Consider the following 20,843-nt stretch of genomic DNA (forward strand, 5'->3'; position numbering starts at 1 on the left):
TTCCTTACAGGAGTTGGCTATGATTGCCAAATACGCAGACCGTTTTGATCAACGACTTTCAGTAAGTCTTCCAGTCTGGTCCCACATGGGAGGGTTAAATCTGGTGCGATTTCTGCGAGCGGGTAGAGCACAAATTCACGCTCTTTCATTCCGTAATGAGGAACGACTAGGCGCTCGGAATCCATCACCTCATTGCCATAAAGAACAATATCGAGATCTAGGGTTCTTGGACCCCAACGCTCTTCTTTACGGACGCGCCCTTGTTCTTGTTCAATAGCTTGGGTGCAATCAAGCAGTTCAAGTGGCGTTAATTCTGTTTTTACTTCCACTACGGCATTGATGTAGTCAGGTTGGTCTTGAGGGCCCATCGGTGTACTGCTGTATAACGAAGAGCTACGTATAAACTCTGACTTTGGCAGTTGTTTTAATGCATCAATAGCCGCATTAGCTTGTGAGACAGGATCGCTAAGATTACTACCTACAGCGATAAATACCGTGATCATGATGATGCCTTCGGCTTTTTCTTACGGTAGTTCTTGCGCCTACGCGGCTTTGGTTGACCGTCTGCAGATGCATCGAGATCGGCAACCATAGCTTGACGCATGTTACGGCCCGCGTTTTGGAAGGTTTCCCACCATTTAGCCAGCTGCTCGGTATCACCTTGTTCAATTTCACCGCGCATCTCTAAGAAATCAAAACCTGCACGGAATTTGTTGAGTTCCATTAAACGGAAGGCTCGTTTACCGTTGCGGCGTGGCATGCGTAATTGCAGTTGCCAAATTTCGCGGATGGTCGCGGTATGACGGCGGGGAATCGCTATGGTACGGACCTGATCATCAAGAACATAGTTGCTGGCTTCCATAATCGCATCATAGAAAGCAAGCTTTCGTGTCTCCATCAACTGTTTAGCTTTCTCTTGTAGTGGGTACCAAAGCATAGCGGCGAACATAAACGCAGGGTTAATACGCTTGCCTTCTTCAATTCGTTGGTCAGTAGAATCCAATACAAGGTCAAGCATCTGCTCAGTCTGTGATGAGTAGTCCTCAGTGAAGAACTCAGCAATGGCTGGAAATAATTGCTGGAATAAGTTGTATTCACGCATCAGGTGGTAGGTTTCTAAGCCATGACCCGATTGCAGCATCTTCAGTGATTCTTCATAAAGACGTGCTGGTGGGATGTCTTGCAGTAAAGTTGACAGAGCTTCAATCGGCTCTGCAGTGTCTTCTTCGATGTCGAAGTCGAGTTTTACGGCAAAGCGGATAGCGCGTAACATACGTACTGGATCTTCGCGATAGCGCGTTTCAGGATCACCAAGCAAACGAATCAGCTTGTCTTCTAGATCTTCATTACCGCCGGCGTAATCATGAATTGAGTAGTCCCCAATGCTGTAGTACATAGCATTGATGGTAAAGTCACGACGTTCGGCATCTTCATCAATGGTGCCGTAAACATTGTCACGTAGCAACATACCTTCTTTCGATTGTTGCGAGACATTTTTGCTCGGTTCCTGATGATGACCACGGAAGGTGGCCACTTCAATGATGTCGCGACCAAACATAATGTGGGCTAGGCGGAATCTACGACCAATTAAACGGCAGTTTTTGAATAGCTGTCTGATTTGCTCTGGCGTGGCATTAGTTGCAATGTCGAAATCTTTCGGCGCTTGGCCAAGAAGTAAGTCTCGAACACCACCACCAACAAGATATGCGTCGAAGCCTGCACCATGAAGACGGTATAGCACCTTCAATGCATTATCACTGATTTTTTTGCGCGAGATGTTATGCTCTTGGCGAGTAATAATATTTAAATCGAGCTCAGTAATTGCTCGAGATTCGCTGGGTGTATAGTCGTTTTTATTCATGTGCATCTGGCAATCATTGGTTAAACCAACCTTGCGTGAGTTTAGTTTCCTAGGCCCGCAAGGGGCGAATTTGCGGCTTATAATAGCCTACAGCGAGCGGTTTGAGAATAATGGTGTGATCTCAGTCGATGAAGGCAACTGAGTAACATGCCAGTTCTTCACACCCCATTCAATGATTTCATCTATACTTGACCGACGAATTTCTTCCGTAATATCAAACCCTAAGAACTGCATTGCATCAAGTAGTGCGGGCTTAGGGTTATCGTTATCTACCGCTTTGGCATGGTTTTGTTTGGACAACTTATGACCATTTGTATCAAGCGCCAACGGAAGGTGCAAATAGTTTACAGGTCTACGATCTAGCATTTGATAAAGGCTTATTTGTCTGCCCGTTGGCTCAATTAAGTCTGCTCCACGCACTACCTCTGTCACTCCTTGGTCAATGTCATCCAATACTACAGCAAGGTTATAGGCGAACAATCCATCGCGGCGCTTGATAATAAAATCTTCATTTGCCAGTGAGGCAGGGATAGTTAACGTGCCGTGGCGCTTATCTTCAAACTGATAAACTGGCTGAGTCATGCGCAAACGAATCGCACATTGGTCATGATTGGTTAAGTCAAGATCGCGACAGGTTCCTGTATAGAAGCCACCGAGCGCTTTAATTTGCTTACGCGTACACTGGCAATAATACGCTTGTCCAGATTTTAGCCAGCGTTCTATTTGCGATTGATACAGCTCATACCGTTTGCTTTGATAAACCACTTCGCCATCCCAATAAAGATGGTAAGCCTCTAAGGTTTGCAAAATCAACGCAGCGGCCCCTGGCATTTCTCGTGGAGGATCTAAGTCTTCAATTCTCACTAGCCATTGGCCATGATGAGCTTTGGCTTGGAAATAACTGCCCAGTGCAGCAATTAAAGAGCCAAAGTGCAAAGGGCCTGATGGGGATGGAGCGAAGCGACCAATATAACTCATACTGTTTTTAAATCGTGATACAAACCAAAAAGGGAGCCACAGCTCCCTTCAATAGTTATTGCAAGTCTGTATTAACCTTGCATTTGCTTCTCTTTGATTTCTGCAAGAGTCTTACAGTCAATACAAAGATCTGCGGTTGGGCGAGCTTCTAGACGACGAATGCCGATCTCGACACCACAAGATTCACAGAAGCCAAAGTCATCTTCTTCGATCTTGTTCAACGTCTTTTCGATCTTCTTAATCAGACGACGTTCACGGTCACGGTTACGTAGCTCTAAGCTGAACTCTTCTTCTTGAGAAGCACGGTCAACGGGATCTGGGAAATTTGCTGCCTCGTCCTGCATATGGTGTACAGTGCGATCAACTTCTTCCCTGAGCTGGTTGCGCCAAGCTGATAGAATTTTTGTAAAATGAGCCAACTGCTCAGGTGACATGTATTCTTCACCAGCTTTCTCTGTGTATGGCTCAACCCCTGCAATGGCTAGGATGCCTAGCGCTTTTTTCTTTGATTCTGGCATGCAGCATCTCCTACTAACACCTAGTCAACTGCGCTCGCAGTTATTTTTAAGGCGGGTATCTATAGCAAAAAGAATCATTGGAGGCAAATACTGGAGACTAAACTTACTGTCATTGTGAAGGTCACATCATTTTTGGCCGTGAATGGCTAAATTTGAGTGACTTGACCAGTTTGATCTCATCGCTTGAAAGCTCTGCTTTGTAGCACAGTACTTCCACTCCTTGTTCTTGAGCGTATTTCAGTAATTGTGAATATTTGGCGTCTATATGGAGTGCAGGAGAGACTTTTTCAATCCCTGAATGTAAAACAGTGAACAAAAGTATCGCTCTGCTTCCAGATTGCACCATTTCTGTGAGTTCTCTCAGATGTTTTTGTCCACGAGTAGTGACTGCATCTGGGAAATACCCTTGGCCTTGTAATTCCTCATCTAATAAGGTGACGCTTTTAACCTCTATATAGCATTTTGGTTGATTTTTTGAATTGAGCAAGATATCAATCCGGCTATTTTCATTACCATATTTCACTTCTGTTTGAAGTTGGTCATAGCCCTGTAGCTCTGCAATCACTCCCGTTTCTATTGCTTCTACCGCCAATTGGTTTGCGCGCACGGTGTTAATACAGATGCGATGGCCTTGACTTGTTTCTGTTAGCTCCCAACTGTTTGGGTATTTACGCTTCGGATTGTCAGAGGTTGAATACCATACTTTATTACCGGGCGTCGCACAGCCAGTCATAGCGCCAGTGTTAGCGCAATGGATTGTGCGCTCACTGCCATCTGGCAAAGTAATGTCGGTGAGAAAGCGTTTATAACGCTTAACTAACGTAGCTGAATCTAAAGGGGGATCGAACTTCATTTGGGACTAGTTACTGTTTTTATGTACAATAGTTGCCAACATTACACCATAAGGTCATCCCATTGTCACAACTGCCTATTGAAGGCGTGATGCCAGAATTACTTTCTGCTGTTCGCACTTGTTCTCAATTGATCCTTAAAGCGGCACCTGGTGCGGGTAAGTCAACCTATTTTCCACTGCAACTGCTTAGGCAGAAAGTGGTGAAAGGCAAGATCATTATGCTTGAGCCAAGACGACTGGCGGCGCGAAACATTGCTCGATATCTCGCCCTGCAATTGGGTGAAAGAGTCGGGCAGCGTGTCGGTTATCGCGTTCGTGGTGAGAATCAGACCAGTGAGCAGACTCAATTAGAAGTGGTTACTGAAGGCATTCTAACACGCATGATTCAGTCTGATCCTGAACTGATAGGTGTTGACCTGATCATCTTCGATGAATTTCACGAGCGCAGTATTCATGCTGATACGGCTCTGGCGTTTTGCCTAGAGATTCAGGAAGTGCTACGTGATGATCTCAAGCTAGTGGTGATGTCGGCAACGTTAGATCAACATGCTCTATCTCGTTTACTCCCAGAGTCAGAGTACGTTGAGTCACATGGACGTAGCTATCCTGTTGAACATCGTTACGTGCTTCCCAAGCCAAATGAGCGTTTGGAAGACCAGATGGCAAAACAGATTTCTGCTCTGATGAGCAGTGAGTCAGGATCTTTATTGGCTTTTCTTCCCGGCGTAGCGGCGATCAAACGTGTCGAAGAGCGTTTACAGCAGTTGACGAGTGACATTCAGGTGTGCCCACTATATGGACAGCTCGACTTTTCCCAACAACAAGCGGCTATACAACCTGTGGCGAGTGGTCAACGTAAGGTGGTGTTGGCCACTAATATTGCCGAAACCTCACTCACAATCGAAGGCATCAGGCTAGTGGTTGATTGTGGTTATGAACGAGTGGCTAAGTTTGACCTAAAAAGCGGTGTTACGCGTTTAGAGCAGACTCGAATTGCTCAATCTTCAGCCGAGCAAAGATCTGGACGGGCTGGACGAATCGAACCGGGTATTTGTGTACGCTTATATTCCGAAGGACAACTCGCTCAACAACCTTATGTGCCTCAGGCGGAAATTCTGCATTCTGATTTGTCTAATCTGGTTCTTGAACTTGCTCAGTGGGGAGCGAAAACTCCCGCTGAACTGGGCTGGTTAGATGTACCACCCGCTAGCGCTATAAACCAAGCCAAAGCGCTGCTTGTGCAACTTGGGTTATTGGATAACAAAAGCCAGTTAACAGAAGCGGGAAAACTTGCCTCGAAGCTAGGTTTAGAGCCGAGGTCTTGCGCTATGCTCGCCAAAGCGAACTGCTCGCTAGAAACAGCCTCAGCGATTGTCGCTCTGTTGGAAGAGCCAGAGCGCAATACTCTCGACTTTATGCATAGCATGCATCGTTTCAAGCAAGGCAAGCATAGCAAACAGAAAATGGTTATCGAGCGAGCGAAGGTGATAGCTAAGCGAATGGGCCATCGTTTTTGTTTAGATGATGTCGATGAGTCAAGGGTAGCAGTGTTGTTAGCGCAGGCTTTTCCTGATCGAATTGCTAAGGCGAGAGTGAATCAGATTGGTAGGTTCTTATTGGCTAATGGACATGGTGCGCAAATCCAAGATACGCAAAGGTTGGCGAGTAGCGACTATTTAGTGGTGTTGGACTTAATGCGCAGCCACTCAGAGTCCTCGCAGGTTTTGACAGCGGTAGAGCTAGATGTGTTTGAGCTGCAAAATCACTCTCCGGAGTTGTTTAGACGGCAAGAGGTTGTGGATTGGGATGAGCAAAAAGGTCGACTCGTTGCTCAGCGACAGACAAAGATCGGTCGCTTAATCACTGAGACAGCATCGCTTCCTGAACCCTCGCGCGAAAAAATGACGCAAGCTTTACTTAATTACGTTCAACGCAAAGGGCTTTCGGTATTAAATTGGAGCGCGCAAAGTATCGAGTTATTGGAACGAATTCGCTGTGGGCAGGAGTGGTTACCTGAGCAACAATGGCCTGCGCTTGATGAATCTGGACTGTTGGACAATCTGGCCATCTGGCTAGAGCCGTACTTAACGGGTGTTGGCTCTGTAAAAGCATTAGCGAAAGTCGACATCGAGGCTGCTCTAATGGCCTATTTAGGTTGGCCGTTAAATCAAGACATAGAAAAATGGTTGCCGACACATTACCAAGTTCCTACGGGCAGCAAGAAAAAAATACGCTATCAGCAAGGGCAAGAACCTGTTCTATCCGTTCGAATGCAAGAAGTTTTTGGTGAGCAAGATTCGCCAGAAATTGCCTTGGGTAGAAAACGTTTAGTTTTAGAGTTGCTTTCTCCTGCACAGAGGCCACTTCAGGTAACGCGTGATCTGGCGAGTTTTTGGAGTGGGGCATATAAAGAAGTGCAGAAAGAGATGAAAGGGCGCTACCCGAAACATGTGTGGCCTGACGATCCGGCTAACCACGTAGCGACAACGAAAACCAAACGACAAATGAACTCATGACCAAAAAAAAAGCCTCGACAGGTACCAAAAGCACCGCTAAGAAACCTGTTCGTAAACGTGCGTCTAAATCGCCGAAACGCAGTCCGAAAAAGAAACCGCAACGTTCTTGGTTGAAGGCAATCTGGGGCTTTAGTTGGAAGCTGACTTTGGCGGGATGTGCCGTCCTACTAGTGGTTGGGATCTATCTCGATAGCTTGGTAAAACAGCGTTTTGAAGGACAGCTTTTTGACTTACCAACTGTGGTTTATGCGCGTATTCTCAACTTAGCTCCCGGTGATGCGATTACGATCCAAGAAGTCCGTAATGAACTGGATGTTCTCAATTATCGTAAGGTGCGTCAGCCGCGGTTTCCCGGCGAGTACTCTTCATCATCCACCAAGATAGAGCTTATCCGCCGACCTTTTGAGTTTTCTGATGGCCCTGAGCCGGATCGTCATGTGATGCTATATTTCTCGCAAAGTAGTTTGCAACGAATTGAGTCACTGGAGAAAAAAGGTGATTTAGGTTATCTACGAGTTGAACCTAAGATGTTGGGAATGCTCGAGAAAAATCACGATGAGCAAAGGTTGTTTGTTAAGCGCGAGCAATTCCCAGAGGTGATGATTGATGCCTTGCTAGTGACTGAAGATCGCGACTTCTACCAACACGAGGGGGTGTCTCCACTCGCGATTGCACGAGCCTTGGTCGCTAATGTCAAAGCCGGACGAACGGTTCAGGGGGGAAGTACGCTTACGCAGCAATTGGCGAAGAATATCTTCCTATCAAGTGATCGCACCTTGTGGCGAAAAATCCGCGAAGCGTATATTGCGTTAATACTCGACCATCGTTACAGCAAAGATCGGATCTTAGAGGCGTATCTTAATGAAGTTTATTTGGGGCAGAGCCACGGACAGGCGATTCACGGTTTTGGCTTAGCATCACGGCTTTACTTTGGGCAACCGATTCAAGAATTACGTATTGATCAGCTCGCCTTATTAGTAGGTATGGTCAAAGGGCCTTCATACTACAATCCGGTTCGTTTCCCTGAGCGAGCAAAAAAGCGCCGCGACTTGGTGCTGCGTCTGATGATGCAACACGATATCTTAACGGCGCGCCAATATGACATGGCAGCAAGTCGACCGCTGGATATCCAAGACAACCCACGTATTGCTAGCCGTCAGCCTTCCTATTTCCAGCAGTTGAACATTGAACTAAAACAGAAAGTGGGTGAGGCATTCCAATCGGATGTTGGTTTAAAAGTCTTTACCTCACTAGACCCTGTATCTCAGCAAGAGTTAGAGCAGGCGATCGCTAAAAAGATCCCGCAACTTGCCAATGTTGCGGGTAAGTCTCTTGAAGGTGCCGCAGTCGCTGTAGATCGCCATAGCGGAGAAATTCGCGCCATGGTCGGCGGTAAGCGCACTGGCTATGATGGCTTCAATCGAGCGCTGAACGCCAGTCGCCAAATTGGTTCTTTAGCCAAGCCAGCTGTGTACCTAACCGCACTGGAGCAACCGGAAAAGTACAACCTAGCGACAACCTTGCACGATAAACCGATCAGCTTAAAAGGTAGTAAAGGCAACGTTTGGTCCCCACGCAACTATGACCGTAAATTCCGCGGTGATGTGCCTTTGTATATTGCATTGGCAAAGTCACTCAATGTACCAACAGTTGAGCTTGGAATGCAGCTAGGCATCCCGAGCGTGGTTAAAACGTTAGAAAAGCTTGGGGTGGATAAAAACGAAATTCGCCCAGTACCTTCTATGTTCCTTGGCTCATTCACATTGACCCCCTTCCAAGTGGCACAGATGTATCAAACCCTGACTAACTCAGGCAAACAGGCAAGACTATCGGCATTACGTTCAGTGATCGACCTTGATGGCAATGTGCTGTACCAGTCTTTACCTAGAGTGTCGCAAACTGTTGATCAACAAGCAGCTTGGTTAACGACTTACGCGATGAAACGCGGCGTATTAGAAGGAACAGGCCGTTATCTCAATAGTCAGTTTGCTTGGGCGGCGCTTGCTGGTAAAACAGGCACCAGTAACGACACCCGAGATAGTTGGTTTGTTGGCGTTGATGGGCGAGAGGTCACCACTATCTGGCTTGGCCGCGATGATAATAAACCGACCAAGCTAACAGGCTCTAGCGGGGCATTACGCGTGTATGCAGAATATCTAAAGCATCGAATTCCGGAGAAATTAACCCTGCCTTGGCCACAAGGGGTGAGTACCTTGGGTTTTGCTAAAACCGCGCAAGGCAGCCTAGATCTCGACTGCTCGAATGAGTTTAAGTTGCCTATCTGGGATGTCAGTGGCCGTTTACAAAAACAGTGTGATAGTCAGCCGAAGCAGTGGTTAAAGAAATTATTTAGTTGGTAGCAATCATTGTGTTGAATATTAATGCTTTACGATGATCAACTCTGCCAGTATAAACACAGCATAGGCTTTAGAAAGGAACTCGAATCGTGACCAAACTCATTGGCTTCCTAGCATGTGTTATCGGAAGCATTACATTTAATGCGTTGGCTCAAGCAGAATCTGCCCAAGAGACAAGACCGAAAGTGGCGCTTGTGTTGGCTGGTGGTGGAGCAAAAGGGGCGGCACATATTGGTGTATTGAAAGCGCTTGAAGAGCTAAGAGTTCCTGTCGACATTATTACTGGTACCAGTATGGGATCATACGTTGGTGGTTTGTATGCGACAGGTATGAGTGCGGATGAAATCGAGTCTTTTATCCATACAGTGGATTGGAATAGCGGCTACCGCGACAGGGTTGATCGCAGCCAGCGTAAAGTGCAAGACAAAGAGTACGAAGATAGATACCAGTTAACCACTGATTTAGGGCTGCGCTGGGGTGAAATTCGCGGCAAAAGAGGTATTGTTCAGGGGCAAGGAATGTTAAAGCTGCTGCGTGAAACCGCAGGGAACTTGCCTCCATTTGAGTCTTTCGATGAGTTAGCGATTCCTTACCGCTCAGTCGCGACCGATATTATCGACCTTGAACCTGTTGTGATTGATCGTGGTTACTTAGTCGATGCTATGATGGCGAGTATGTCAGTACCCGGAGCCCTACCACCGTATAATCTTGATGGTCGATTGCTTGTCGATGGTGGGGTCACAAATAATATGCCGGTGGACGTTGCCCGAGATCTTGGTGCCGATGTTGTGATTGCCGTTGATATTAGTACTGAATACAAGGATGAAGAAGACTTTACCACGCTATTTACTGTTGCTGATCAGCTATCTAACTATCTAGTACGAAATACCACTAATCAGCAGGCAGAATTGCTTACTGAAAAAGATCTGTATCTACGCCCTGAAGTCGGTGATATGGAAACGACGGAATTTGCCAAGATGCCTGACGCTTTTGAAAAAGGTTATCAGGTGACAATGGAGAACAAAGAGTTGCTCAAAAAGCTCAGTCTTTCCTCTGGGCAATATCAAAAATACGTTGATCATAAGGAAGATGTGCGTCGTGAATTAAGATATGGAGATGAAATCACAGTGCAGAATGTGGTGATAAACAACAAAACTCACTACGCTGATGAACTGTTAGAGCAGCGTCTAAGGTTGGAGCCCGGTAATGAGTACTCTTTGGCCGAGGTAGAACAAAGTGTTCAAGACTTGTATGCTTTAGACCGCTTTGAGCTGATCAAATATCGCTATGACGTTGTTGATGGACAAGATAGCTTAATTGTCGATGTTAATGAAAAGTCCTGGGGACCAAACTACGTTAATTTTCGCTTTTTCCTAGAAGATGACTTTACAACAGATAGCCAGTATTCGATTGGCATATCGAGTAATTTTACCAACTTGAATGACTTTGGCGCAGAATTAAGAACCAATTTTGAAATTGGGACAGACAAGCTGTTTCAAGCGCAGCTGTATAGTCCTTTCTTTTCCAGTCAGAAAGCATTTACCACTTTTGGGGTCACGTACAGTAGCGAGAAACGTAACCTACCTGATTCTGGATTTGAAGATACGACGCTATCAGCAACAAAAAATTATTTCCCATTAACTTATAGCGAATGGACCGCGGAGTGGGCGTTAGGCTATCAAGATACCTTATGGCGACGATTTAAAACTGGCGCAAGGTATGTTGATGGAGATGGGGAGCTATCGACCCTGCCGTCATATCTAGATTTAGACTATAAGCGATTGGGTGTTTTTGCCAATTATCGAATCGATACTCTGGATAACTACAGCCTACCACGCAGAGGTTTATACCTTGATTTAGATTATTTAATCTCTCACGATGAAAGTGTCGGTGGAACCTTGTTCAGGGAGACTATGGTAGAAGAAGACACTGCGTATGAGTTTGGTGCGAAAATGATCGCAGCACAGACTTTTGCTCGCCATACTTTGGTTGCAAATATAGATGTAGGGTTCGTAAACAATAAAAACTCATCTATCCCAATTGATCCTAAAGAAATTGGTGGTTTTCTAAATTTATCGGGGATCCCACGTAATAGCTTAATTGGGCAAAATAAAGTGTTCGGCAGCCTTGTTTACCGTTACCGGTGGTTTGATAACGATTTTGGCTTATTTACTTCACCATTCTATATTGGTGGTTCAATGGAATATGGCGGCGTCTGGAATGATCCCGACTTAGATATTGATGATGCACCGTTATATGCTGCTGGTTCAGTGTTTGCTGGAGTGGATTCGCCAGTAGGTCCCATTATGTTTGGCTATGGCCGCACTGAGCAGAATTTTGACTCATTCTACTTAATCATAGGCACTACATTTAAGTAACGTGAGTTTCATTAAACGCCATAATATCCCATTGTCATCAAGTAGGACTTTGGCAGATTTAACGGGAAAAATCATAGAACTTTAGTCTTAAGTTGCTATGTTGGTCAAAATGATTAGTTTTTAATTTAACGTTAAATTTGCTATCCTACCGCCCACAGTTTGGCCTCTCTGGCACTGTTTATCAGTCAGCATTGAATGAAAAATATGGCAAGGAGAGCCAAGTTTCCAAGGATGTTCACTCCCTTATTCTTTGAATAAATAGCATAAGAGGGAGGAACCGCAATGAGAGGAAAAAGTCGTGCTTGAAGCCTACCGTAAACACGTCGAAGAGCGTGCTGCTGAAGGAGTTGTTCCTAGACCACTGGACGCTGAGCAAGTTGCCGGCCTAGTTGAACTTCTTAAAACCCCACCTCAAGGTGAAGAAGCATTTATTCTTGACCTACTAGAGAATCGTATCCCTCCTGGTGTTGATGAAGCTGCCTACGTTAAAGCTGGTTTCCTAACGGCCGTCGCAAAAGGTGAAGTGGAATCGCCGCTTGTTAGCCGTGAAAAAGCAGCTGAACTGCTTGGTACCATGCAGGGCGGTTACAACATCGCTCCACTCGTTGAGTTGCTAGAAGATGAGGCGTTAGCGCCAATCGCAGTTAAAGCACTTTCACACACTCTACTTATGTTTGACGCTTTCTACGATGTAGAAGAGAAAGCGAAAGCTGGTAATACTTACGCGCAGCAAGTTCTTCAGTCATGGGCTGACGCTGAATGGTTTACTTCAAAAGAGAAAGTTGCTGAAAAAATCACGGTTAAAGTATTTAAAGTGACCGGTGAGACGAACACCGATGACTTATCTCCAGCACCTGATGCTTGGTCTCGCCCAGATATCCCTGTGCACGCAAAAGCGATGCTTAAAATGGAACGTGACGGCATCAACCCTGATGAACAAGGTAGTGTTGGTCCAATTAAGCAAATTGAAGAACTACAGAAAGACGGTATTCCATTAGCATACGTTGGTGACGTAGTTGGTACCGGTTCTTCACGTAAATCTGCAACCAACTCAGTGCTTTGGTTTATGGGTGATGATATCCCATATGTACCAAACAAGCGCACTGGTGGTGTGTGTCTAGGCGGTAAGATCGCGCCAATCTTCTACAACACAATGGAAGATTCAGGTGCGCTACCGATCGAATTGAATGTACAAGACATGAACATGGGCGATGTGATTGATATCTACCCATACGAAGGTGTTGTACGTAAAGGTGGTGCAGAGATTTCTAGCTTCGAACTGAGCAAAGTGCTACTTGATGAGGTTCGTGCTGGTGGTCGTATTCCACTTATCATCGGTCGTGGCCTAACAAGCCGTGCTCGTACATCTCTAGGCCTAGAAGAGACGGATCTATTTGCTAAGCCTGTTGATCCATCAGCTTCAGATAAGGGCTACACACTAGCTCAGAAGATGGTTGGTAAAGCATGTGGTGTTGAAGGCGTTCGCGCAGGTCAATACTGTGAGCCTAAAATGACAACGGTAGGTTCTCAGGATACAACGGGTCCTATGACGCGTGATGAGCTAAAAGACCTTGCTTGTCTTGGCTTCTCTGCAGATCTTGTGATGCAGTCTTTCTGTCATACATCGGCATATCCTAAGCCAGTTGACGTTAACACTCACCATACTCTACCTGATTTCATCATGAACCGCGCAGGTGTTTCTCTACGTCCGGGCGATGGTGTTATCCACTCATGGTTAAACCGTATGCTTCTACCTGATACAGTAGGTACAGGTGGTGATTCGCATACTCGTTTCCCACTAGGTATTTCCTTCCCTGCTGGTTCTGGTCTTGTGGCATTTGCTGCTGCGACAGGTGTTATGCCGCTTGATATGCCAGAATCAATCTTGGTGCGCTTCAAAGGTGAAATGCAGCCAGGTATCACGCTACGTGACCTAGTACATGCAATTCCGCTATACGGTATCAAGCAAGGTCTACTAACTGTAGAGAAAGCAGGTAAGATCAACGAATTCTCTGGCCGTGTCCTAGAGATCGAAGGTGTTGAGCACTTATCTGTAGAGCAAGCATTCGAGCTTTCTGATGCATCTGCAGAACGCAGCGCAGCAGGTTGTACCGTTAAGCTATCTCAAGAGTCTATCGAAGAGTACTTAAACTCGAACATCACCATGCTTAAGTGGATGATCGCAGAAGGTTACGGTGACGTGCGTACAATCGAACGTCGGATTACTGCAATGCAAGAGTGGCTGGCGAACCCTGAATTACTATCTGCAGATGCTGACGCAGAATATGCGCACGTTATCGAGATTGATCTGGCTGATATCACAGAGCCAGTACTTTGTGCACCAAACGACCCTGATGACGCGCGTCTGCTGTCTGAAGTTCAGGGCACTAGCATCGACGAAGTGTTCATCGGTTCATGTATGACTAACATCGGTCACTTCCGCGCTGCGGGTAAGATGCTTGAAGAGTTCAATGGTTCCCTAAGCACTCGCCTATGGGTTGCACCACCAACTAAGATGGATAAAGACCAGCTAACGGAAGAAGGTTACTACGGTATCTTTGGCCGTGCGGGAGTTCGTATAGAAACTCCGGGTTGTTCGCTATGTATGGGTAACCAAGCACGTGTTGCCGACAAAGCGACAGTCATGTCAACATCTACTCGTAACTTCCCGAACCGTTTGGGTACTGGTGCGAATGTTTACCTAGCGTCAGCAGAGCTTTCTGCTGTGGGTGCGATTCTAGGTCGTATCCCAACTAAGGAAGAGTACTTGGAGTACGCTCAGAAGATTGATGCAACGGCAGCGGATACATACCGCTACCTGAACTTCCATAAGATGGAAGAGTACACTAAGAAAGCGGATGAAGTAATTTTTCAAGAGCCAGTCTAACGTTTAGTCGCGGTTCAAGAAATGATATAGCGCTCGCCAAAAGGTGGGCGCTTTTTTTAGACCATGGGAACGGACTTCGTCCTATGGAACGCTTCGCTCTAGATGCGAGAGTAGTAGGATCTATTTTAATTCTGCCATTCCCTAGACTGACGAAGGAAGGAGTAGGGAATCTCACTAAGCTATCTACTCGCTTGAGGAGATCCCCAATTCTCGACCCTTGATTCCCGACCCTGTATACTCCCGCCGATTAAGTTTGGCAGAACTACAAGAGGCGCCCTATGGAATTCGAGTTTATTAGGAACACTTTAATGGGCGAATACTATGTGAAGTCCAGTATGGGGCACGAAATTGTTGCACGTTGGCTGCAGGAAGAAATTGGTAAAGATTGGCAGAAAATTGATCGCGTTGATCATTTAATTCGCGAAGCACGCTCTAACCCTCAACAAGAGCATGCCTTAGAAGGCACTGAAATTTCCCTAATGATTCAAGGTGATGAAGCAACGGTTCAAGAAAATGTACTTGCTCATGGTCAGGAGATGGACGCAAATAGCGAGTTTGATTTTTATGACAGTGAAAGTACAGCTAACTGTGGGTTGGAAGACTTCGAAGATCTAATTGAGCAATGGAAAACTTTTCTCACAACCAAGTAATGCACTTTTGTGGTGAGCTATCTTAGACTTGCTTTAATTTTGTGAAAAGGGCGCACCGAGTTGGTGCGCCCTTTTTGTTTGTTGAGCTATATTTGAGGCTTGTTTTTATTTAAATCAATAACTTAATAAGTTGGCACGTACCTTGGATTACTAATAAGCAAAAGGATGACAGCTTCAGAGAGGATGCGATGAAACTTATAAATGCGATTATCAAACCGTTCAAGTTAGACGATGTTCGTGAGGCCCTAGCCGATGTTGGTATTGAAGGGATGACAGTATCAGAGGTTAAGGGATTTGGCCGTCAGAAAGGTCACACCGAGCTTTACCGTGGTGCTGAGTACCAAGTTGATTTTTTGCCGAAGGTAAAACTTGAAATAGCAACTCAGGCAGAAAATGTAGACCGCGTGATTGAAGCGGTTTCAAAAGCAGCACACACCGGAAAAATCGGCGATGGCAAAATTTTTGTTTATGACCTTAGCCAAGCGGTACGTATTCGTACCGGCGAAATGGACGCCGAAGCGCTTTAAGAATTCAAAGGATTGGAGACAATAAGATGGAATTAACAACAACAGTAACAGAGTTACGTTACGCACTAGACACCTTTTTCTTCCTCATTTCGGGTGCGTTGGTAATGTGGATGGCAGCAGGTTTTGCCATGTTAGAAGCGGGTCTGGTTCGCTCAAAGAACACCACTGAGATTCTGACCAAAAATATCTGCTTGTACGCGATCGCTTGTACTATGTACCTCATCGTTGGTTACAACATCATGTATGTTGATAATGGTGAAGGCGGTTGGTTACCATCATTTGGTGCACTCATCGGTACTCAAGGCGAAGGGGCTGACCATTCTTTAGAGTCAGACTTCTTCTTCCAAGTAGTGTTTGTCGCGACCGCAATGTCAGTTGTCTCAGGTGCTGTTGCTGAACGTATGAAGCTATGGTCTTTCTTAATCTTCTCGGTAGTACTAACAGCATTTATCTACCCAATGGAAGGTTACTGGACTTGGGGTGGTGGTTTCCTATCAGAAGCTGGCTTTAGTGACTTTGCAGGGTCAGGTATTGTTCACATGGCAGGTGCTGCTGCAGCTCTCGCAGGTGTTCTACTTCTAGGTGCTCGTAAAGGTAAATACGGTAAGAATGGTGAAATCTACCCAATTCCTGGGTCAAATATGCCTCTTGCAACACTAGGTACCTTTATCCTATGGTTTGGTTGGTTCGGCTTCAACGGTGGGTCTCAGCTAATGGTATCTGATTTTGAAAATGCTACCGCAGTTGGTCAAATCTTCTTGAACACGAACGCAGCCGCAGCTGCAGGTGCAATTGCAGCGTTACTAGTGTGTAAAACAACTTGGGGTAAAGCGGATCTGACTATGATTCTTAACGGTGCATTAGCAGGTCTTGTTGCTATCACTGCTGACCCTCTATCACCATCACCGCTTTACGCTGTTGCAATCGGTGCAGTATCTGGTGCGCTAGTGGTATTTAGCATTATCGGCCTAGATAAGCTTAAGATTGACGATCCAGTTGGTGCGATTTCAGTACACGGCGTATGTGGCTTCTTTGGTCTAATGGTTGTGCCACTAAGTAATAGTGATGCGACATTTGGTGCTCAGCTACTAGGTGCGCTGGTGATTTTTGCTTGGGTATTTGGTGCAAGCCTAGTGGTTTGGGCTGTGCTGAAAGCAACAGTGGGTATCCGAGTCTCTGAGGACGAAGAAATGGAAGGAATGGACATGCACGACTGTGGCGTAGGTGCATATCCTGAATTCGTTACGGTGAAGTAATTACACTAAGTGTGATGTTACATATAGTTACAAATAAAAGTATCAAAAACCTGCTCTAATGAGCAGGTTTTTTTGTTTCGCATCATTGTTTTCTAAATTGTGATGAATATAATAACGCAACTGATAAACGTTATCATTACGAAGTTAAAGGACTGAACCAATGAAAAAACTGCTGACTCTTTCTGCACTAGCTTGCGCGACAATCGCACCTACAGCGGCGATCGCTGCAGAAGAAGTGAACGTATACTCTTACCGTCAACCTTTCCTAGTTGAGCCAATGTTCAACGAGTTCACTAAAGAGACAGGTATTAAAGTAAACGTTAAGTTTGCTAAGAAAGGTCTAGCAGAGAAGCTAGCTCAAGAAGGTGAATACAGCCCAGCAGACGTGATTCTAACTGTAGATATTAGCCGTCTATCTGAACTGACTAAGAAAAACCTTGTTCAAGCGGTTGAAAGCGAAGTTCTAGAAAAAAACATTCCAGCTCAGTACCAAGATACTGACAACGAGTGGTTTGCCCTAACAACTCGAACTCGTAGCGTTTATTCTTCACGTGACCGAGTTGGCCGTTTAGGTGAAGACTTCACTTACGCTGATCTAGCTAAGCCTGAATTCAAAGGCAAAATCTGTACTCGTAGCGGTAAGCACCCTTACAACGTATCTCTAGTTTCTGCAATGATTGCTCACGAAGGCGAAGCCGCAACTAAAGAGTGGTTAGAAGGCGTTAAAGCTAACCTAGCGCGTAAGCCACAAGGTAATGACCGTGCACAGGTTAAAGCAATCAAAGAAGGTCTATGTGACGTTTCTCTTGGTAACAGCTACTACCTAGGCAAGATGGTTAACGATGCAGAGCAAAAAGCTTGGGCTGATGCAGTTTACATCAACTTCCCTAACCAGAAGACGACAGGTACTCATGTAAACATCTCTGGTATGGCGATGGCTAAACACTCTCCAAACAAAGAGAATGCAGTGAAGCTTATGGAGTTCCTAGCGGGCGATAAAGCACAAAGCATGTATGCTGAAGTTAACTTCGAATACCCAGTGAAAGATGGCGTTAAGCGTTCAGAACTGGTTGCGTCTTGGGGTGATTTCAAGCCAGATACTATTTCTCTAGATGATGTTGCTAGCCACCACGAAGCAGCGATCAAACTACTAGACGAAGTTAAGTTCGACCTATAATAGTTTTTTGGTGAGTCATTGACTCTCTAAATAAGCACAGCCTCAAGTCGCTCTTTTTGTAGGGTTACTTGAGGTTGTTTGTTTATAAGGGTATAAATACCCTAAACTATTAAAGGGATATGAGAGGTATTTGCAAACGCATTTATATTTCATAATTCCTGGTTGTAAGTAGGCGATGAAAGAAAAAAATTATTTATGGGGAACCAGTAGCGGAGCGCTTGCTTTACTACTGGTTTTGCCGATCTTAGCGATATTCATGACAGCTGTTGGTGAAACCGATGAGCTTTTTGCTCATTTGATGTCAACGGTAATGCCAACTTACACGTTTAATACTGTGGTACTGGTTATTGGTACTATGGTGTTGTCTCTCGTGTTTGGTATTCCTTCCGCTTGGATTATGGCGATGTGCCGAATCCCCGGAGAGCGAGTCCTTCAATGGGCTCTGGTACTTCCGCTAGCGATGCCGGGGTATATCGTTGGGTATATTTTTACTGATTGGTTTGACTTTGCCGGACCAGTTCAGATTTTGCTGCGCGATCTGACGGGGTGGGGGCCAGGGGAATATTGGTTTCCTGACATCCGTACCCTGAGCGGTGCGATTATTGTTCTTTCGTTAGTCTTCTATCCATATGTTTACCTTTTGTGCCGTGCTGCTTTTATGGAGCAAAACGTCTCTTTGCTTCAATCTGCCCGTCTATTGAAATGCTCGCCTTGGGAGAGCTTTCGCCGTATCTCTTTACCTTTAGTTAGACCGTCGATTGCGGTTGGTTTGTCGCTGGTAGCAATGGAAACCATTGGTGATTTTGGCACGGTGAGCTACTTTGCGGTCAATACGCTAACCACTGCGGTTTATGATACTTGGCTTGGTTATTCGAGCTTAACGGCTGCGGCAAAAATTTCTGCGATAATGTTGGTTGTTGTCATACTCCTACTCAGCTCCGAACGCTACAGTCGCCGCAAGCAAAAATTATTTCAAAACCAATTCAGTAGCCGTGAAGACTTCCGCTATGAGTTAGCTGGTTGGAGAAAGTGGCTAGCATTGTCTTGGTGTTGGGGGCTTGTCTGTATCGCGTTTATTTTCCCGCTTGGGCAGTTGATTATCTATGCTTACAAATATTTCGGCCAAAGTTGGACGGCGGAATTTCGTGAGTATGCGCTTAATAGCCTGTATGTTTCCCTAACCGCTGCCATTATTGGTGTTGTGGTCGCATTGATTGTCAACTTCTGCCAACGCGTCAACCCTGGGCGTAAGAGCCTTGCATTTATGCGCTTATCCTCAATGGGATATGCAGTCCCTGGAACTGTCCTCGCTATAGGTGTGATGGTGCCTGTGTTATTTATGGACCACTTGGTCAACGACATTGCTAAATTCATGGAGTGGGGCAGACCAGGTTTGATTTTTTCTGGTTCTATGTTTGCTTTGATCTTCGCTATGGTCGTGCGTTTTTCTGCGGTCGCAATAGGCAGTATTGAAAGCAGTTTAAGTAAAGTATCTCCATCGCTTGATATGGCATCAAGAACCATGGGTTGTAGTGCTAATTCCATGCTGTGGCGCATTCATTTCCCGTTAGTTCGTCGAGGCGCTTTGATCGCGGGTCTGTTGGTCTTTATCGAGTCAATGAAAGAGCTCAATGCGGCTCTGCTGCTGCGCCCATTCAACTTTGAAACTCTTGCAACTTATGTTTATAACTTTGCCTCTGATGAGCATCTAGAACTCGCTGCATTACCTGCGGTGCTGTTAGTGCTGGTTGGTTTGGTGCCTTTAGTTATTGTTAACCGTTCACTGGAGCATTCCCACTAATGAACTGCGCATTATCAATTAAAGACTTAACGTGTAAATACGATGAGCAAACGACGGTGCTAGAGTCACTGTCGCTAGAAGTTGAGCAAGGTGAAATTGTTTGTCTGCTTGGGGCAAGTGGTTGTGGCAAAACAACGTTACTTAAAGCGATAGCAGGGTTGTTACCATTAAGTTCTGGCACCATGAGCCTAAACTGTATGACCATTGATGACGGTGCGAACTGGCTTCCTCCAGAGCAGCGTAATATCGGTATGATCTTCCAAGATTACGCGCTTTTTCCACACTTAACCGTGGCAGAAAACGTTGCCTTCGGCTTACGTAAATTACCGTTCGGTGAGCAAAAAGCGAAAGTCGAAGAAATGCTTGAGTTAGTGCATCTTGATGGTTATAGCGAGCGCTATCCGCATCAATTGTCTGGTGGTCAGCAACAGCGTGTTGCTATTGCTCGCTCCCTCGCTTATAAGCCAGACTTATTACTGCTCGACGAGCCTTTCTCAAATATTGATACTCAAGTGCGACACGAGCTGATTGCCGAGATCCGTAAGATCTTTAAGAATCAGGGGGTAACGGCGATTTTCGTAACTCATAGCCGTGAAGAGGCGTTTGCTTTTTCTGACAAGATGGCGGTTATGAATCACGGTGTGATTGAACAGTATGGCACAGCGAGCGAGCTGTATTACCAGCCATCAAGTAAGTTTGTCGCTGACTTCCTCGGCGGAGGTAGTTACTTAACTGCTAAACGCTCTTCAGAGTCAGAATTTGAAACTGAACTAGGCTTAGTCGAAGCAACTGCCCAGCAACATATTCAAATCGGTGACAGTTGTGAATTACTGCTTCGCCCTCAGCATGTTCAGATTAGTGCGGCAGAAGACAGCAGCGTCACCGTATTAGAGCAGCAATTTATGGGTGATCACTGTCGTTACGTGATTGATGCGAGTGGAAGTCGTTTGCTAGCGAGTTCTGCCGAGCCTCTTACCATAGGCCAGCAAGTGTCGGTCAAGGTCGAAACTCAAGGTGTGTTAGCTTTCTAGATAAAAAATGCCCGGCGAATGAAGCCGGGCCAATTATATCCACCTATAGGGTA

General features: G+C 45.6%; 15 protein-coding genes. 10 read left to right on the forward strand and 5 right to left on the reverse strand.

Annotation, left to right across the window (positions count from 1 at the left end; all coding sequences use genetic code 11):
• Nucleotides 1-17 precede the first annotated feature (17 nt).
• The 5 genes from folK to sfsA all read right to left on the reverse strand — a co-directional run bounded on the left by folK (nucleotide 18) and on the right by sfsA (nucleotide 4,210).
• A complete protein-coding gene (gene folK / locus ZX61_RS16210) occupies nucleotides 18-503 on the reverse strand; it encodes a 2-amino-4-hydroxy-6-hydroxymethyldihydropteridine diphosphokinase (protein WP_049845636.1) in 486 nt (161 codons plus the stop codon).
• Nucleotides 500-1,867 carry a polynucleotide adenylyltransferase PcnB gene (gene pcnB / locus ZX61_RS16215; protein WP_049845637.1) on the reverse strand — a complete coding sequence of 456 codons (1,368 nt, stop codon included), beginning with the start codon at nucleotides 1,865-1,867 and terminating at the stop codon, nucleotides 500-502. The genes folK and pcnB overlap by 4 nt, the downstream gene beginning before the upstream one ends.
• 81 nt (nucleotides 1,868-1,948) lie before the next feature.
• Entirely contained in the window at nucleotides 1,949-2,839 is an 891-nt protein-coding gene (gluQRS, locus tag ZX61_RS16220) for a tRNA glutamyl-Q(34) synthetase GluQRS (protein WP_049845638.1), read from the reverse strand.
• 71 nt (nucleotides 2,840-2,910) lie between these two features.
• A complete protein-coding gene (dksA, locus tag ZX61_RS16225) occupies nucleotides 2,911-3,357 on the reverse strand; it encodes an RNA polymerase-binding protein DksA (RefSeq protein WP_049845639.1) in 447 nt (148 codons plus the stop codon).
• A gap of 121 nt (nucleotides 3,358-3,478) precedes the next feature.
• Complete coding sequence (gene sfsA, locus ZX61_RS16230; protein WP_049845640.1) at nucleotides 3,479-4,210, reverse strand: DNA/RNA nuclease SfsA; 732 nt, start codon at nucleotides 4,208-4,210, stop codon at nucleotides 3,479-3,481.
• A gap of 62 nt (nucleotides 4,211-4,272) precedes the next feature.
• Here sfsA and hrpB point away from each other — a divergent pair, with 62 nt between their 5' ends.
• The 10 genes from hrpB (at nucleotide 4,273) to ZX61_RS16280 (ending at nucleotide 20,790) form a co-directional block, all read left to right on the forward strand.
• Nucleotides 4,273-6,726, forward strand: coding sequence for an ATP-dependent helicase HrpB (gene hrpB / locus ZX61_RS16235; protein WP_049845641.1), 2,454 nt, complete (start codon nucleotides 4,273-4,275; stop codon nucleotides 6,724-6,726).
• Entirely contained in the window at nucleotides 6,723-9,086 is a 2,364-nt protein-coding gene (gene mrcB, locus ZX61_RS16240; RefSeq protein ID WP_049845642.1) for a penicillin-binding protein 1B, read from the forward strand. The genes hrpB and mrcB overlap by 4 nt, the downstream gene beginning before the upstream one ends.
• An 86-nt stretch (nucleotides 9,087-9,172) precedes the next feature.
• The gene (locus ZX61_RS16245; RefSeq protein WP_049845643.1) at nucleotides 9,173-11,461 is read left to right on the forward strand and encodes a patatin-like phospholipase family protein; all 2,289 of its coding nucleotides are present in this window, start codon (nucleotides 9,173-9,175) and stop codon (nucleotides 11,459-11,461) included.
• A 298-nt stretch (nucleotides 11,462-11,759) separates the two neighbouring features.
• A complete protein-coding gene (acnB, locus tag ZX61_RS16250) occupies nucleotides 11,760-14,348 on the forward strand; it encodes a bifunctional aconitate hydratase 2/2-methylisocitrate dehydratase (protein ID WP_049845644.1) in 2,589 nt (862 codons plus the stop codon).
• Between the two features lie 278 nt (nucleotides 14,349-14,626).
• Nucleotides 14,627-14,998, forward strand: coding sequence for a YacL family protein (locus tag ZX61_RS16255; RefSeq protein WP_049845645.1), 372 nt, complete (start codon nucleotides 14,627-14,629; stop codon nucleotides 14,996-14,998).
• Nucleotides 14,999-15,186: 188 nt separating this feature from the next.
• The gene (gene glnK, locus ZX61_RS16260) at nucleotides 15,187-15,525 is read left to right on the forward strand and encodes a P-II family nitrogen regulator (RefSeq protein WP_004742633.1); all 339 of its coding nucleotides are present in this window, start codon (nucleotides 15,187-15,189) and stop codon (nucleotides 15,523-15,525) included.
• 26 nt (nucleotides 15,526-15,551) lie between these two features.
• Nucleotides 15,552-16,781, forward strand: coding sequence for an ammonium transporter (locus tag ZX61_RS16265; protein WP_049845646.1), 1,230 nt, complete (start codon nucleotides 15,552-15,554; stop codon nucleotides 16,779-16,781).
• 160 nt (nucleotides 16,782-16,941) lie between these two features.
• On the forward strand, nucleotides 16,942-17,958 hold the full coding sequence (locus ZX61_RS16270; RefSeq protein ID WP_049845647.1) for a Fe(3+) ABC transporter substrate-binding protein: 1,017 nt from the start codon (nucleotides 16,942-16,944) through the stop codon (nucleotides 17,956-17,958).
• 175 nt (nucleotides 17,959-18,133) lie between these two features.
• Complete coding sequence (locus tag ZX61_RS16275) at nucleotides 18,134-19,759, forward strand: ABC transporter permease (RefSeq protein WP_049845648.1); 1,626 nt, start codon at nucleotides 18,134-18,136, stop codon at nucleotides 19,757-19,759.
• A complete protein-coding gene (locus ZX61_RS16280) occupies nucleotides 19,759-20,790 on the forward strand; it encodes an ABC transporter ATP-binding protein (protein ID WP_049845649.1) in 1,032 nt (343 codons plus the stop codon). The genes ZX61_RS16275 and ZX61_RS16280 overlap by 1 nt, the downstream gene beginning before the upstream one ends.
• The last annotated feature ends 53 nt before the right edge of the window (nucleotides 20,791-20,843 follow it).

The organism is Vibrio sp. VPAP30, assembly GCF_001188205.1.
In the GTDB taxonomy this organism is placed as follows: Bacteria; Pseudomonadota; Gammaproteobacteria; order Enterobacterales; family Vibrionaceae; genus Vibrio; species Vibrio bivalvicida.

Bases quoted from the DNA above. Each gene is read 5' to 3' on its own strand.
- mrcB (WP_049845642.1), top strand. From the start codon at position 6,723: ATGACCAAAAAAAAAGCCTCGACAGGTACCAAAAGCACCGCTAAGAAA.
- ZX61_RS16280 (WP_049845649.1), top strand. From the start codon at position 19,759: ATGAACTGCGCATTATCAATTAAAGACTTAACGTGTAAATACGATGAG.
- dksA (WP_049845639.1), bottom strand. From the start codon at position 3,357: ATGCCAGAATCAAAGAAAAAAGCGCTAGGCATCCTAGCCATTGCAGGG.
- sfsA (WP_049845640.1), bottom strand. From the start codon at position 4,210: ATGAAGTTCGATCCCCCTTTAGATTCAGCTACGTTAGTTAAGCGTTAT.
- glnK (WP_004742633.1), top strand. From the start codon at position 15,187: ATGAAACTTATAAATGCGATTATCAAACCGTTCAAGTTAGACGATGTT.
- folK (WP_049845636.1), bottom strand. From the start codon at position 503: ATGATCACGGTATTTATCGCTGTAGGTAGTAATCTTAGCGATCCTGTC.
- pcnB (WP_049845637.1), bottom strand. From the start codon at position 1,867: ATGCACATGAATAAAAACGACTATACACCCAGCGAATCTCGAGCAATT.
- gluQRS (WP_049845638.1), bottom strand. From the start codon at position 2,839: ATGAGTTATATTGGTCGCTTCGCTCCATCCCCATCAGGCCCTTTGCAC.
- ZX61_RS16270 (WP_049845647.1), top strand. From the start codon at position 16,942: ATGAAAAAACTGCTGACTCTTTCTGCACTAGCTTGCGCGACAATCGCA.
- ZX61_RS16255 (WP_049845645.1), top strand. From the start codon at position 14,627: ATGGAATTCGAGTTTATTAGGAACACTTTAATGGGCGAATACTATGTG.
- ZX61_RS16275 (WP_049845648.1), top strand. From the start codon at position 18,134: ATGAAAGAAAAAAATTATTTATGGGGAACCAGTAGCGGAGCGCTTGCT.
- ZX61_RS16265 (WP_049845646.1), top strand. From the start codon at position 15,552: ATGGAATTAACAACAACAGTAACAGAGTTACGTTACGCACTAGACACC.